This window comes from Arthrobacter sp. CJ23 (assembly GCF_024741795.1).
In the GTDB taxonomy this organism is placed as follows: Bacteria; Actinomycetota; Actinomycetes; order Actinomycetales; family Micrococcaceae; genus Arthrobacter.
In genome coordinates, this window is the sequence record NZ_CP102950.1 from 2,996,174 (window position 1) to 3,009,914 (window position 13,741).

At 67.2% G+C, this 13,741-nt stretch carries 11 protein-coding genes; 1 reads left to right on the forward strand and 10 read right to left on the reverse strand.

Annotated features, from left to right (window positions below; translation table 11 throughout):
• Positions 1 to 92: 92 nt before the first annotated feature.
• Positions 93 to 989: a glycosyltransferase gene (locus NVV90_RS13385; protein ID WP_258437764.1), complete on the forward strand. Its 897-nt coding sequence runs from the start codon at positions 93 to 95 to the stop codon at positions 987 to 989.
• A gap of 34 nt (positions 990 to 1,023) precedes the next feature.
• Here the strand turns inward: NVV90_RS13385 and NVV90_RS13390 are convergent, their stop codons facing one another.
• The 10 genes from NVV90_RS13390 to argS all read right to left on the reverse strand — a co-directional run bounded on the left by NVV90_RS13390 (position 1,024) and on the right by argS (position 13,634).
• Positions 1,024 to 1,797: a WecB/TagA/CpsF family glycosyltransferase gene (locus NVV90_RS13390; RefSeq protein ID WP_258437765.1), complete on the reverse strand. Its 774-nt coding sequence runs from the start codon at positions 1,795 to 1,797 to the stop codon at positions 1,024 to 1,026.
• Positions 1,794 to 2,633: an L-threonylcarbamoyladenylate synthase gene (locus NVV90_RS13395; RefSeq protein WP_258437766.1), complete on the reverse strand. Its 840-nt coding sequence runs from the start codon at positions 2,631 to 2,633 to the stop codon at positions 1,794 to 1,796. Before NVV90_RS13395 ends, NVV90_RS13390 begins: the two co-directional genes overlap by 4 nt.
• A 12-nt stretch (positions 2,634 to 2,645) precedes the next feature.
• Complete coding sequence (gene prmC, locus NVV90_RS13400) at positions 2,646 to 3,518, reverse strand: peptide chain release factor N(5)-glutamine methyltransferase (protein ID WP_258437767.1); 873 nt, start codon at positions 3,516 to 3,518, stop codon at positions 2,646 to 2,648.
• Positions 3,519 to 3,536: 18 nt separating this feature from the next.
• The gene (gene prfA, locus NVV90_RS13405) at positions 3,537 to 4,610 is read right to left on the reverse strand and encodes a peptide chain release factor 1 (protein WP_258437769.1); all 1,074 of its coding nucleotides are present in this window, start codon (positions 4,608 to 4,610) and stop codon (positions 3,537 to 3,539) included.
• Positions 4,611 to 4,721: 111 nt separating this feature from the next.
• Positions 4,722 to 6,794: a transcription termination factor Rho gene (gene rho, locus NVV90_RS13410; RefSeq protein ID WP_258437770.1), complete on the reverse strand. Its 2,073-nt coding sequence runs from the start codon at positions 6,792 to 6,794 to the stop codon at positions 4,722 to 4,724.
• A 308-nt stretch (positions 6,795 to 7,102) separates the two neighbouring features.
• On the reverse strand, positions 7,103 to 8,077 hold the full coding sequence (gene thrB, locus NVV90_RS13415; RefSeq protein WP_258437771.1) for a homoserine kinase: 975 nt from the start codon (positions 8,075 to 8,077) through the stop codon (positions 7,103 to 7,105).
• Between the two features lie 2 nt (positions 8,078 to 8,079).
• The gene (gene thrC, locus NVV90_RS13420; protein ID WP_207614730.1) at positions 8,080 to 9,186 is read right to left on the reverse strand and encodes a threonine synthase; all 1,107 of its coding nucleotides are present in this window, start codon (positions 9,184 to 9,186) and stop codon (positions 8,080 to 8,082) included.
• The gene (locus NVV90_RS13425; protein WP_258437773.1) at positions 9,187 to 10,503 is read right to left on the reverse strand and encodes a homoserine dehydrogenase; all 1,317 of its coding nucleotides are present in this window, start codon (positions 10,501 to 10,503) and stop codon (positions 9,187 to 9,189) included. It abuts the gene before it with no gap.
• On the reverse strand, positions 10,504 to 11,964 hold the full coding sequence (lysA, locus tag NVV90_RS13430; RefSeq protein ID WP_258437774.1) for a diaminopimelate decarboxylase: 1,461 nt from the start codon (positions 11,962 to 11,964) through the stop codon (positions 10,504 to 10,506).
• Between the two features lie 5 nt (positions 11,965 to 11,969).
• Entirely contained in the window at positions 11,970 to 13,634 is a 1,665-nt protein-coding gene (argS, locus tag NVV90_RS13435; protein ID WP_258437775.1) for an arginine--tRNA ligase, read from the reverse strand.
• Between the last annotated feature and the right edge of the window lie 107 nt (positions 13,635 to 13,741).

Genomic DNA, 13,741 nt, shown 5'->3' on the forward strand with positions numbered 1-13,741 from the left:
AAATACTAGCGCCAACGGCAGCCCTGCTCCGTGCCACGCGCGCCAGGGCGAGCCGGAAGTCCTCTCCCCGCCCTCCCGGAAGGAACCCCCACATGGCAATGTCGGTCGCTCTTGCTGCCGTGACCTTCGACCGTCCGCACGAGCTGGCCGTCCTCCTGGAGAAGGTGAACGCCCAGACTGCGGCGGTGGACACGATCTGCCTGGTGGACAGCGGCACCACGCCTGCCAAGGACGTCGCCACGGCACACGCGAATGTGGACTACGTCCGCTCAGAGGCCAATCTGGGCGGCGCCGGAGGCTTTGCCCTGGCCATCCTCAAGGCCGTCGCCAGTGGCGCCGAATGGATCTGGATCATGGACGACGACGCCGAGCCCACCGATCCGGAGTGCCTTGCCACGCTGCTCCGCGAGGCCGAGGCGCGCGGCCTTGAAGCCGTCCTGCCGCTGGTCCTTGCTCCCGGCGAACCGGACAAGCTTTCCTTCTTTTTCCGGATCGACGGCAAGGTAAGCCATGAGCGCGCCGAGGTCGAAAAGGCCGGATTCCTCGAGAATAACGGCCACTTCTTCAATGGCGCCCTGATCCGTTCGGACGTCTTCTTCAAGGTGGGCGTCCCTGACATGCGCCTGTTCATCCGCGGTGACGAGGTGGACTTCACCATCCGCCTGCGCAAGGCCGGAATCCGCTTCGGTACGGTGACCACGGCCGCGATCACGCACCCCCATGCCTTCGACGAGACCAAGCACGTCTTCGGTGCGCGCTGGCACGTCATCGTTCCGGGCAACGCCTTCAAGCGCCACTTCTACTACCGCAACCGCGGCTACCTGATCCGCCGGTACCGCCGCGGGAAGTCGCTGGTGGCGGACGTGGGCGGCTACCTGGGCTACTTCCTGCCGCGCGGCGACTTCAAGGGCCTGGCAGAATGGTTCGGTGCCTTTTCCGCCGGCCTCCGCGGCAAGGGATTCGGTCCGCTCAAGGACCAGAAGTTCTAGCGGCCGGGCAGAAGCCAGGCGCCGAGCAGACGTCCTAGCGGCGGCGGACGATCCTGCGGCGAAGCAGGAGGCCCGCAAGTTTCCACGGCTCAATGAAAACCCGGTAGGCAACCCGGCCCGGGTGCAGGACCAGGCGCCAGGCCCATTCCAGCCCCAGGCGGCCCAGCCAGCGGGGCGCGAGTTTCTGGATGCCGGCGATCTGTTCAATGGCTCCGCCCACGGCGCAGTAGACGGCAGGGGGGAGGGTGTCCAGCCGTCGGCTGAGCACCGATTCCTGCAGGGGCATTCCCAGGCCCAGGAGCACCAGCTGCGGCCGGAAGCCCTGCAGCCACGCCACGGCGCGGTCTTCCACGCCGCCGTCCCAGCCTTCGCCCGGCATGCCCACCACCTCGGCGCCCGGCACGATGCCGCGGAGCCGCTCAACGGCCTTGGCGTTCGCATCCGCCCCGGCACCGATGACGGCAATCCGCTCCAGGCCTTGGACACCGCCGAGGGCCGGAACCCAGTCGGTGGAGCCAAGCCGGTACTCCATGGGGCCATCGCCCAGCGCCTGCGGACCACGTTTATGGACCCGGCCCCAGAGCATCGCCACGGGGGCGCCGTCCAGCAGCACTACATCGCTTCCCTCGTACAGGGCACGGAACCCGGCGCTGGAATGGAAAAGCGTGACGCTGTGCAGGTTGTGGCCCAGCACGGTCCTGGTGCGGCCCTCGGCAACGAAGCCCTCGAGGACGGCGATCAGCTCATCCACGCGCAGCGGAGTCGCGTCGACGTCGAGGACAGGGACGCGCTGGCGGACGGGGATCATGCGGAAGCGGCCTCGGTGGTGCCGGAGGCCTTGGTGGCGGGTGCTTCGGCCGTTCCGGCGTCTCCTGCTGCGACGGCATCAGCCTCGGCGGCCTCAACTTCGGGAGCAGTTTCAGCCACGGTTTCGGGCTCGCTTGCGGCCTCGTCGACGGGCGCAGGCTCCGGTTCCGGGGCAAGCTCGCCGAGTCCGAGGATGCCGGGCACCACTCCGCGCAGGCGTTCCAGGGAAACGGCACCCTCGCGCACCACGCGGAAGGGTTCGGAGGTGGCGTCCACGATGGTGGAGGCCACGGATTCGGTCCCTTCCAGGGGGCGGAAGCCGCCTTCAAGATAGACCTCCACGGACTCGGCGAGCTGGACCCGGGCTTCCGAGGCGGTCTGCGCGGCAGGCTGGCCCGTCCGGTTGGCCGAGGAAACGGCCAGCGGGCCGGTCAGGGCCAGCAGTTCAAGGGCCACGTCGTCATCGGGCATGCGCAGGGCGACGGTGCCTTTTGTTTCACCAAGGTCCCAGTCCAAGGACGGCTGGGCGTGCAGGATCAAGGTGAGGCCGCCCGGCCAGAAGGCCTCGGCCAGTGCCCGTGCGCCGACGGGGACATCCGTGGCCAGGCCGTCAAGGGCATTGATCCTGGGAATCAGCACCGGCGGCGGCATCTGGCGGCTGCGGCCTTTGGAAGCCAGCAGCAGGGTGACGGCAAGCGGCGAGAAGGCGTCGGCGGCAATGCCGTACACCGTGTCCGTGGGCATGACGATGCACTTCTTCTCGCTGATGGCGCGCTGGGCGTGCTCCAGCCCTTGGGCGCGGAGATCCTCGGAAGTGCAGTTGTAGGTAGTGGTCACAGCGTTATTCTTTCATTCCCCGGGACCGGACCGTGCCAGTGTGGCGCTGGTGGCGCGTTCCTTGCCGTTCAGGTCGAAATGCGTCGTGATTCCGGTCCACAGTCCGGTCCGCTCCATCATTCCGGCAATCCAGGCCGCCTGGACCTCAGCGTGCTCCATGACAAAGTAGCCGCCGGGCTTCAGCAGGCGGGCAGCGGAGGCCGCTGCCGCCGTCGGGAGTTCCATGCCGTCCGCTCCCCCGCCGTACAAGGCTTCCGGCGGATCATGCAAGGCCACCTCGGGTTCGTTCGGGATGGCTTCCGCCGGGATGTAGGGCGGATTGGAGACGACGGCGTCGAAGGTTCCGTTGTGCTCGGGCAGGGCGTCGCGGAGATCGCCCTGGATGAGCTTGACGCCCAGCGGTTCCAGGTTCTTCGCGGCCCAGGCGTGCGCAAAAGCACTGTACTCCACTGCGTGGACCTCGGCCCCGGGGATCTCGTGGGCGAGGGAGCCCGCGATGGCGCCCGAGCCGGTGCCCAGGTCCACCACTTTGGGATGCGGCATGCCTGCGAGGTGGTCGATGACCAGCTGGACCACGGATTCGGTTTCCGGCCGGGGAATGAACACGCCTGGGCCGACGCGCAGCTCAAGGTACCTGAAGTAGGCCACTCCGGTGATGTGCTGCAGGGGAATCCTGCCGGCGCGTTCGGCAACGAGGTCGCCATAGCCTTCCGGGGCCGCGGAATCGCCCAGCAGCATGACCCGGAGCCGTCCCAGGCCGCATCCCAGCAGGTGCTCGGCGAGCAGTTCGGCGTCCACGCGCGGGGTGGGGACGCCGGCGTCGGACAAAACGGCAGTAGCCTCGCGGACCGCGTCCGCAAGGCTCTGCCCTGGGTAAAACGTCATGAAGGAGTCCGCCGGCCGTTACTCGCCGAGGGCGTCCAGGCGGGACTGCTCGTCCATCTCAATGGCCGACTGGATCACCGGTTCGAGGTCGCCGTTCATGACGGCGTCAAGGTTGTAGGCCTTGTAGCCGGTGCGGTGGTCGGCGATGCGGTTTTCCGGGAAGTTGTATGTGCGGATGCGCTCCGAACGATCCATCGTGCGGATCTGCGACTTGCGCTGGGCCGAGTTCTCGGCGTCGATCTGCTCCTGCTGGTGCGCCAGGATGCGGGCACGGAGCACGCGCATGCCTGCTTCACGGTTCTGCAGCTGGGACTTCTCGTTCTGCATGGCCACCACGATGCCCGTGGGCAGGTGGGTGATGCGGACGGCGGAGTCGGTGGTGTTGACGGACTGGCCACCGGGTCCCGAGGAGCGGTAGACGTCGATCTTGAGGTCGTTCTGGTTGATCTCGAGCTCTTCGGGCTCGTCAACCTCGGGGAGCACCAGCACGCCGGCGGCGGAAGTGTGGATGCGGCCCTGGGATTCGGTGACGGGGACGCGCTGCACGCGGTGCACGCCGCCTTCGAACTTGAGCCGCGCGTAAACGCCCTCGGCGGGATCGTTCGAGCTGCCCTTGACGGCCATCTGGACGTCCTTGTAGCCGCCCAGGTCGGATTCCGTGGCGGAAATGAGTTCGGTCTTCCAGCCGCGGGATTCGGCGTAGCGCGTGTACATGCGCAGCAGGTCGCCGGCGAACAGCGCAGCTTCGTCGCCGCCTTCGCCGCCCTTGACTTCCAGGATGACGTTGCGGGCGTCGTCCGGGTCGCGCGGGATCAGGAGGCGGCGCAGCTTTTCCTGTGCGGCGGGGAGCTTCTCCTCGATCTCGGCCACTTCAGCGCCAAAGTCCGGGTCCTCGGCGGCCATTTCCTTGGCTGCCTCCAGGTCTTCGGTGAGCCCGTGCCAGCGGTTGTACGCCTCCACGATGCCCTGCAGCTGGGCAGAACGGCGCCCCAGCTTGCGGGCCAGCGACTGGTCGGCATAAACAGCGGGATCACTCAGCTGCGCCTGGAGGGCCGCGTGCTCATCCAGCAATCCCTGTACGGACTCAAACATTTTCAAACCTCTTTCGACTTGCCATCAAGTCTAGTTACAACGATTGGGAGTTAACGACAAACCGCTCAAAGCATGCCGCGGGGGCCGGCATGCTTTGAGCGGTAAGGACAGCTACTTGTCGAGGTCCGACTTCGCTCCGAGCGTCGTCTTCTGAACCTGCATGAGGAACTCGACGTTGCTCTGGGTCTCCCGGATCTTGTTGGTCAGCAGCTCAAGGCTCTGCTGCTGCTCCAGGCCGGAAAGGACGCGGCGCAGCTTCCACATGATCTTGACTTCCTCGGGAGAAAGCAGGTTTTCCTCGCGGCGGGTGCCGGACGCGTTGACGTCCACTGCCGGGAAGATGCGCTTGTCCGCCAATTGGCGGGACAGGCGGAGCTCCATGTTGCCGGTGCCCTTGAACTCTTCGAAGATGACCTCGTCCATCTTGGAACCGGTCTCCACGAGGGCGGTTGCCAGGATGGTGAGCGAGCCACCGTTTTCGATGTTGCGGGCCGCACCGAAGAAGCGCTTCGGCGGGTACAGCGCGGCGGAATCGACACCACCGGACAGGATGCGGCCGGAGGCCGGTGCTGCCAGGTTGTAGGCACGGCCCAGGCGGGTCATGGAGTCCAGGAGGACCACCACGTCCATGCCCATTTCCACGAGGCGCTTGGCGCGTTCGATGGAGAGCTCGGCCACGGTGGTGTGGTCGTCTGCGGGACGGTCGAAGGTGGAGGCAATGACCTCGCCCTTGACGGTGCGCTGCATGTCCGTGACTTCTTCGGGACGTTCGTCGACCAGCACCATCATAAGGTGGACCTCAGGGTTGTTGGTGGTGATCGCGTTCGCGATGGACTGCAGGATGAGCGTCTTGCCGGCCTTGGGCGGGGAGACGATCAGGCCACGCTGGCCCTTGCCGATCGGGGCAACGAGGTCGATGACACGGGGGCCGATCTTCTTCGGGTCCGTCTCCAGGCGCAGGCGCTCGGACGGGTACAGCGGAACCAGCTTGGCGAACTCGACGCGGTCCTTCAGCTCTTCCTGCGTCTTGCCGTTGACCGAGGTGACGCGGACGAGTGCGTTGAACTTCTGGCGGGCGGACTGCTGGCTGCGGTCTTCGCCTTCACGCGGGGCGCGGATTGCACCGACGACGGCGTCGCCCTTGCGCAGGTTGTACTTCTTGACCTGGGCGAGGGACACGTAGACGTCGTTTGCACCGGGCAGGTAGCCGGAGGTGCGGATGAACGCGTAGTTCTCCAGCACGTCCAGGATGCCGGCAACGGGCAGCAGGACGTCGTCCTCGGTGACCTCGACGTCGTCGACGTCGGGACCCTGGGCGCGGCCGCGGCGGCGCTCGTTGCGGTCGCGGAAGCGGTCGCTGCGGGTGTTGCCGTCGCGGTTGTCCTGCGGGCCGCGGCGGTTGTCCTGCTGGTCATTGCGGTCGCGGCGGTTGCGGCGTGTGCGCGTGGTGTCACGGCGCTCGTTGGCATCGGCAGCCTGCTCGCGCTGTTCCGTGCGCTGCTCACGAGGCTGCTGCTCCGCACGCTGCTCACGCTGTTCCGTGCGCTGCTCACGAGGCTGCTGCTCCGCACGCTGTTCGCGCTGTTCCGTGCGCTGCTCACGGGGCTGCTGCTCCGCACGCTGTTCGCGCTGCTCAGCGGGCTGGCCTTCGCCGGCCTCTGCGGGTGCTGCAGCGGCTTCGCCGCGGCGGCGGTTGCGGGTGCGGGGCTGGCGGCGTTCGCCGGCTGCCTCGCCGGCTTCAGCGGCAGGGGCCTCGATGGCGGCGGCAGCTGCCGGAGCTGCTTCGACAACTTCGGCTGCAGGAGCGGCCACGACGCCGTCGCTGGTGGCGCGGCGGCTGCGTCCGCGGCCGCGGCCACGGGTGCCTTCCTGCGCCGGAGCCTCGACGGCTGCGGCGGCAGGGGCAGTCTCCGCGGCAACGGCAGCGGCCGGAGCCTTGCTGGCGGTTGCCCTGGCCGGAGCCTTGGCGGTAGTCGAACCGGCACGGTGGGCGGAAATGGCTGTGACCAGATCACCCTTTCGCATGCGGGACCCACCCGAAATACCCAGCTGGCTGGCAAGAGCCTGCAGCTGTGCAAGCTTAAGGCCGGCAAGGCCGCTGCTCTTGGTGGGTGCAGCCGTTGACGACTCGGCAGCAGAAGTTGTTGTGTCCACAGCTGAAGACAGCTCAGTGGTTTCTGTCACGAAGGATCCTTCCCCCTCGACGGCGTCCAGAGCAAGAGCTGGACGCGATGATTTGTTCTGGGCTGCAGTTCAGATCTGCAACCGGGATTTTCGGCCTTGCCGGATGGATTTCGGCCAGCAGGGCCGGATAAAGATGCGTCTTCACTGGCTCCGGTCTCACCGGACAGCCGGCTGACGGTTCAGGGAACAGAGATTGATCTGCGGCACCTGAAACAGGCCGGAAGGAGACGGCACCGCCAGACTTCGGCGCAGTTAATCACAGGTACGGCAATCAAGCCGGAATCCGGTGCTGGGAACTGCCCGCGGCTTTACCGCCGGTGCAGTTCCACTGTAGCACCTTCAACGTCCACTGCCAGCGTCATCACACGCCAGCCAACACCGGGGGTGTTTTCTGTGGTGAAAGCTTCGATCAGTGCGGTGACCCGTGCGGCCTCGGCCTCGCCGTTAGCAAGGACCATGACCGTGGGGCCGGCGCCGGAGACGACGGCCGCGTGGCCGGCCGCGCGCAGGGCTGCGATCAGCTCGGCGCTGGGACGCATGGCCGCTGCACGGTAGCTCTGGTGCAGGTAGTCCTCCGTGCCCGGCAGCAGGTATTCCGGCTGCGTGGTCAGCGCGTGGATCAGCAGGGCGGCCCGCCCGGAGTTCATGGCGGCCGCGTGGTGGCCCACGGACGCCGGCAGCAGGCCCCGCGCGGTTTCAGTGGACAGTTCGTAGTCGGGTACGGCGACGACTGGAATGACCGACGCCGCCACATCGGCACGCGTGCTGCTGTACTGCTCGCTGTCCTGCCATGACAGCGCCAGTCCGCCGAAGATCGCGGGAGCGACGTTGTCCGGGTGGCCTTCCATTTCGCTGGTCAGCTGCAGGATCCAGTCACGGTCCTGCCGGGATTCCGCGGGCACCAGGGCGTTCGCGGCGGTCACGGCGGCAACAACGGCAGACGCCGAGGAGCCCAGGCCACGCCCGTGCGGGTTGACGTTGTCCGCGATGATCTTCAGGCCGTTGTGCCGGAAACCGAGGCGCTCGAGCGCCAGCTCAATGGCACGGACCACCAGGTGGCTGCCGTCGCGGGGAAGGGTGTCGGCGCCCTCACCGGAGAGCTCGAATTCGAGCTCTCCGGTGCTGAGCGTTTCCACCGTCAGGGTGTCGTAGATCGACAGGGCCAGGCCCAGGCTGTCATAGCCGGGGCCCAGGTTGGCGCTTGTACCAGGGACCCTGACGGTGAGCCGCTGGCCTGCCGCGACAAGTTCACGATCAGTCGCGGTGGGCTGCGTTGTTTCCACTCTTAGTTTTCTTCCAGTCCCAGTTCCGCGGCCACGGTGACGACGTCGTTCGGCACCTTGACCGGCTGCACATCGCTGCCGTCCTGGGTGCGGAGGGCCCACTGCGGGTCCTTCAGGCCGTGGCCGGTCACGGTGATGACGATCGTCTTGCCGGAGGGAACCTCGCCTGCGGCGTGCTTCTTGATGAGGCCCGCGACGCCGGCGGCGGAGCCGGGCTCGACGAAGACGCCTTCCTTGGCGGACAGCCAGCGGTGGGCGTCGAGGATTTCCTCGTCCGTCACTGCTTCGATGAGTCCACCGGATTCATCGCGTGCTGCGATGGCGGTGTCCCAGGAGGCCGGGTTGCCGATCCGGATGGCCGTGGCGATGGTGTCCGGTTCCGTGATGGGGTGGCCCGCCACGAAGGGTGCCGCACCGGCGGCCTGGAAGCCCCACATGATGGGGGTCTTGGTGGAGACCGCGGGCAGCGTGCCGGCCGTTGCGGATTCGAAGGGCGCGGAGTATTCCTTGTAGCCCTTCCAGTACGCGCTGATGTTGCCCGCGTTGCCGACCGGGAGCACGTGGATGTCCGGGGCGTCGCCCAGGGAGTCCACGATCTCGAAAGCGCCGGTCTTCTGGCCCTGGATACGGGCCGGGTTGACCGAGTTCACCAGGAACACGGGGTAGGACTCGCCGAGCTTGCGGGCGATGTCCAGGCAGTTGTCGAAGTTGCCGTCAACCTGCAGCAGCGTGGCGCCGTGGGCGATCGCCTGGCTCAGCTTGCCCATGGAGATCTTGCCTTCCGGGACCAGCACGGCGCATTTGAGGCCGGCAGCCGTGGCGTAGGCGGCGGCGGAGGCGGAGGTGTTGCCGGTGGAGGCGCACACCACTGCTTTGGCGCCGGCTTCCACAGCGGCGGTCATGGCCATGGTCATGCCGCGGTCCTTGAAGGAGCCCGTGGGGTTCATGCCTTCGACCTTGAGGTAGACCGTGGAACCGGTCAGCTCGGAGAGCTTCCGGGCATGCACGAGGGGAGTGCCGCCCTCGCCGAGGGTGATGACCTTCGTGGCTTCCGTAACAGGCAAACGATCAGCGTATTCGCGGATTACTCCGCGCCATTGGTGAGCCACTTAGACCCCTTCTACCCGCAGTACGGATGTCACAGAATTGATGACGTCCAGGCCCTTGACGGCCTCGACGGTTGCTGCGAGTGCGGCTTCGGATGCACGGTGCGTGACGATCTTCAGTTCCGCAGACTCGACGTTGGAGGCGGCATCCCGGTGGATGGTCTGCCGCATGATTTCGATGGAGACGCCGTTCTCCGCAAAGAGGTGGGCGATGCGCGCCAGCACACCGGCCTGGTCGGCAACATCGAGGCCGATGTAGTAGCTCGTGTTCGAGGCATCGATCGGCAGTGCCGGCACGTGGCCGGTGGTGGTCTCCGTGCGGCCGGGGCCGCCCAGGACCAGGCGGCGGGCCGCGGAAACGAGGTCGCCAAGCACGGCCGATGCCGTCGGGGTTCCGCCGGCACCCTGGCCGTAGAACATCAGTTCGCCTGCGTTTTCGGCCTCGATGAAGACGGCGTTGAACGCGCCGCGCACGGCTGCCAGCGGGTGTTCGCGCGGCAGGAGTGTCGGGTGGACGCGCACGGAAATGCCCTCTCCGCCGTCGGCGTCCACGATCTTTTCCGCGATGGCGAGCAGCTTGATGACAAAGCCGGCTTCCTTGGCGGAGGCGATGTCGGCGGCGCTGACCTTGGCGATGCCCTCGCAGTAGACGTCGTCCAGCGAGAAGCGGGTGTGGAAGGACAGCGAGGCCAGGATGGCGGCCTTGGCTGCGGCGTCGTGGCCTTCGACGTCGGCGGTGGGGTCCGCTTCCGCGTAGCCGAGGCGCTGGGCTTCGGCCAGGGCGTCGGCAAACTGGGCGCCGGTGCTGTCCATCTGGTCCAGGATGAAGTTGGTGGTGCCGTTCACGATGCCCAGCACCCGGGTGATGCGGTCGCCGGAGAGGCTGTCGCGGATGGGGCGCAGGATGGGGATGGCGCCGGCAACGGCGGCCTCGTAGGAGAGCTGCACGCCCGCCTTGTCGGCCTCTTCGTAAAGGGTGGGGCCGTCCTGGGCAAGCAGTGCCTTGTTGCCGGTGACAACGCAGGCGCCGTTCTGGATGGCGGTCAGGATCAGCGAACGGGCCGGCTCGATGCCGCCCATGAGCTCGATGACCAGGTCCGCGTCCTTGACCAGGGTATCGGCGTCGGTGGTGAACAGCTCACGCGGCAGTTCGACGTCGCGCGGGGAATCAATGTTGCGCACGGCGATGCCGGCGAGTTCCAGGCGCGCGCCGCTGCGGGCGGCGAGGGCGTCGGCGTCATCAATGAGAATCCGAGCGACCTGGGCCCCCACGTTGCCACAGCCCAGCAGGGCCACCTTCAGGGTTCGCACTTCAGTCATTCAGACTCCCATGTCGCGGTTCAAAAGATCTTCTTCGGTTTCCCCGCGGACGATCAGCCGGGCAGATCCGTCGCGCACAGCGACAACGCCGGGCCGGGCCAGATAGTTGTAGTTGCTTGAGAGGGCCCAGCAGTAGGCGCCGGTACCCGGTACTGCGAGCAAATCACCGGCTGCCACGTCCTCGGGCAGATATACATCTCTAACAACTATGTCGCCGCTCTCGCAATGTTTGCCCACTACTCGGGACAGCTGCGGGGCCGCCGCGGACTCCCTGGAGGCCAGAATTGCCGAATAATCCGCGTCATAGAGCACCGGGCGGGCGTTGTCGCTCATGCCGCCGTCCACCGACACATAACGACGCGGAAACGTAACGTCTTCCTGTCCTTCAAGCTCGGCGGGCGCGTCCACGCGCACGGTTTTCAGCGTGCCGACCTCGTACAGGGTGAACGTTGAACTGCCCACAATGGCCCGGCCGGGTTCGATCGAGATGCGCGGAGACACGATGCCCAGCCCGGCACACGTGGAACGCACGACGGCGGCCATCGCCTGCGCGATTTCGGCTGCGGGGCGCGGGGTGTCCACCGGGGTGTACGCGATGCCGTAGCCGCCGCCCAGGTCCAGCTCGGGCATGGCGATGGAGTACTTGGACTGCATCGCGGCATGGAACGTCAGGAGCTTTTCGGCCGCCAGGGCGAAACCGTCCGCCTCGAAGATCTGGGAACCGATGTGGCAGTGCAGGCCCAGCAGCTCCACGCCGGGGTACGACGTGGCCGCGGCCACGGCCTCCTCGGCCGCGGAGAGGCCCGCTTCCTCGGTGGAGTCCCCGGCCATGGAGAGGCCGAACTTCTGGTCCTCGTGGGCCGTGGCGATGAACTCGTGCGTGTGGGCGTGGACGCCCGGGGTCAGTCGCAGCATGACCTTGGCGGTTTCACCGCGGTCCGAGGCGATCTTGGCGACCCGCTCCAGCTCGTCGAGGCTGTCCACCACGATCCGCCCAAGCTTCATGTCCAGGGCCCGGTTGATCTCGGCGTCGGACTTGTTGTTGCCGTGCAGGCCCAGGTTTTCACCCTTGATGCCGGCGCGGGCCGCGACTGCGAGCTCGCCGCCGGAGCAGGTGTCCAGCCGGAGGCCTTCCTCGGCCACCCAGCTGGCCACCGCGGTGCACAGGAAGGACTTGCCCGCGTAGTAGACGTCCACTCCCCCGCAGATGTCGGCGAAGGCGGCATCGAAGGCGTCCTTGAACGCACGGGCACGGGCACGGAAGTCCGATTCGCTCATCACGAAGAGCGGGGTGCCGAACTGTGCCTTGAGCTCGCTGACGGCAACCCCGTCAATGGCGAGCTCGCCGGCGTCGTTCTTCCGGACATCCCCGGCCCACATCGGGGCGTGAAGCGCATTCAGGTCCGCGGGCACCGCGAGCCATTCGGGGGCCAGCGGGGAGGCAGCGGCGTGTGCAGTCATGGTCCTTACATCCGTTCCGGCGCGGAAACGCCCAGCAGTCCGAGTCCGTTGGCCAGCACCTGGCTGGTGGCGTCATTGAGCCAGAGACGCGTGCGGTTGACGTCCTGGACAGGCTCTTCACCCTGCGGCGAGACGCGGCAGGCGTCGTACCAGCGGTGGTAGGCCCCGGCGATGACCTCAAGGTGGCGGGCCACACGGTGCGGCTCGCGCAGCTCGGCGGCCTTGGCCACGATCGACGGGTAGCTGCCCAGGTAGGACAGCAGTTCGTTTTCCGTGGCGTGGTCCAGCAGGGAGGCGTCGAAGGCATCCTGGCCGTTGACGGAGCGCTCGACGCCGGCCTCGGCCGCGTTGCGGGCGGTGCCGCGGGAGCGCGCGTGGGCGTACTGGACGTAGAACACCGGGTTCTCGTTGCTGTTCTTCTTCAGCAGCTCGGGGTCCAGCGTCAGCGGGGAGTCGGCAGGGAAGCGGGCCAGCGAGTAGCGGACTGCGTCCTTGCCGAGCCAGGAGATGAGGTCCTTGAGCTCGATGATGTTGCCGGCACGCTTGGACAGCTTGGCCCCGTTGACGGAGACGAGCTGGCCGATGAGGACTTCGATGTTGGCCTCGGGGTCATCACCCGCGCAGGCGGCAATGGCCTTGAGGCGGTTGATGTAGCCATGGTGGTCGGCGCCGAGGAGGTAGATCTTCTCGATGAAGCCGCGGTCCTTCTTGGACAGGTAGTAGGCGGCGTCGGCGGCGAAGTACGTGGGTTCGCCGTTGGCGCGGATCATGACGCGGTCTTTGTCGTCGCCGAAGTCCGTGGTGCGCAGCCAGACGGCACCGCCGTCGTCGAACACGTGGCCCTGCTCGCGAAGGCGCGCCACGGCGGATTCGATCGCACCGGCGTCGTGCAGTTCCTTTTCGGAGAAGTAGACGTCGAACGCCACGCCGAAATCGGCCAGGGTGTCCTGGATGTCGGCCATCTGGGCCTCGTAGGCGGCGGCCCGGATCACGGGCAGGGCGGCCTCGTCAGTGAGTTCGCGGATGCCCGGGTGGGCCTTGAGGACCTCGTCGCCGAGTTCCACGATGTACTGGCCCGGGTAGCCGCCCTCGGGGACGCCGCGGCCGTGGAGGCGGGAGAGCACCGAGTTGGCGAAGACATTCATCTGCGAGCCGGCGTCGTTGATGTAGTACTCGGCCGTGACGTCGGCACCGGAGGCGCGCAGCACGCGGGCAATCGCGTCGCCCAGGGCAGCCCAGCGGGTGTGGCCGATGTGCAGCGGTCCCGTGGGGTTGGCCGAGACGAACTCCATGTTGATGACGTGGCCTGCGAGCGCTGTGTTGGTGCCGTAGGCGGGGCCGGCTTCCACGATGGCCTTCGCCAGCGCACCGGCGGTGGCGGCGTCCACCGTGATGTTGAGGAAGCCGGGGCCGGCGATGTCCACGCCGGTCACGCCGGAGATCGACTTGAGCCGGGTGCTGAGGATGTTGGCGAATTCGCGCGGGTTGGTGCCGGCCGGCTTGGCCAGCTGCAGGGCGATGTTGGTGGCCCAGTCGCCGTGGTCCCGGTTCTTCGGTCGCTCCACTCGCACCTCATCGGGTACAGCAGATTCCGTCAGGGCGATTTCGCCCGCGGCGACGGCGTCCTTGAGGCAAGCGGATATGGCAGCAGAGAGTTCTTCGGGAGTCACGCATCTAGCCTACCGGGGGCCTGCAAAAGCCGCGGAATCCTTGCTTCCGTGACACGCACGGCCGGCTCCCCGCCCACGCACAGGCAACGCACAGGAAAGCGCCCATC

What these genes read in the sequence shown, in the direction of transcription:
- NVV90_RS13385 (WP_258437764.1), top strand. Translation starts at nt 93, where the DNA reads ATGGCAATGTCGGTCGCTCTTGCTGCCGTGACCTTCGACCGTCCGCAC.
- NVV90_RS13390 (WP_258437765.1), bottom strand. Translation starts at nt 1,797, where the DNA reads ATGATCCCCGTCCGCCAGCGCGTCCCTGTCCTCGACGTCGACGCGACT.
- prmC (WP_258437767.1), bottom strand. Translation starts at nt 3,518, where the DNA reads ATGACGTTTTACCCAGGGCAGAGCCTTGCGGACGCGGTCCGCGAGGCT.
- prfA (WP_258437769.1), bottom strand. Translation starts at nt 4,610, where the DNA reads ATGTTTGAGTCCGTACAGGGATTGCTGGATGAGCACGCGGCCCTCCAG.
- NVV90_RS13425 (WP_258437773.1), bottom strand. Translation starts at nt 10,503, where the DNA reads ATGACTGAAGTGCGAACCCTGAAGGTGGCCCTGCTGGGCTGTGGCAAC.
- lysA (WP_258437774.1), bottom strand. Translation starts at nt 11,964, where the DNA reads ATGACTGCACACGCCGCTGCCTCCCCGCTGGCCCCCGAATGGCTCGCG.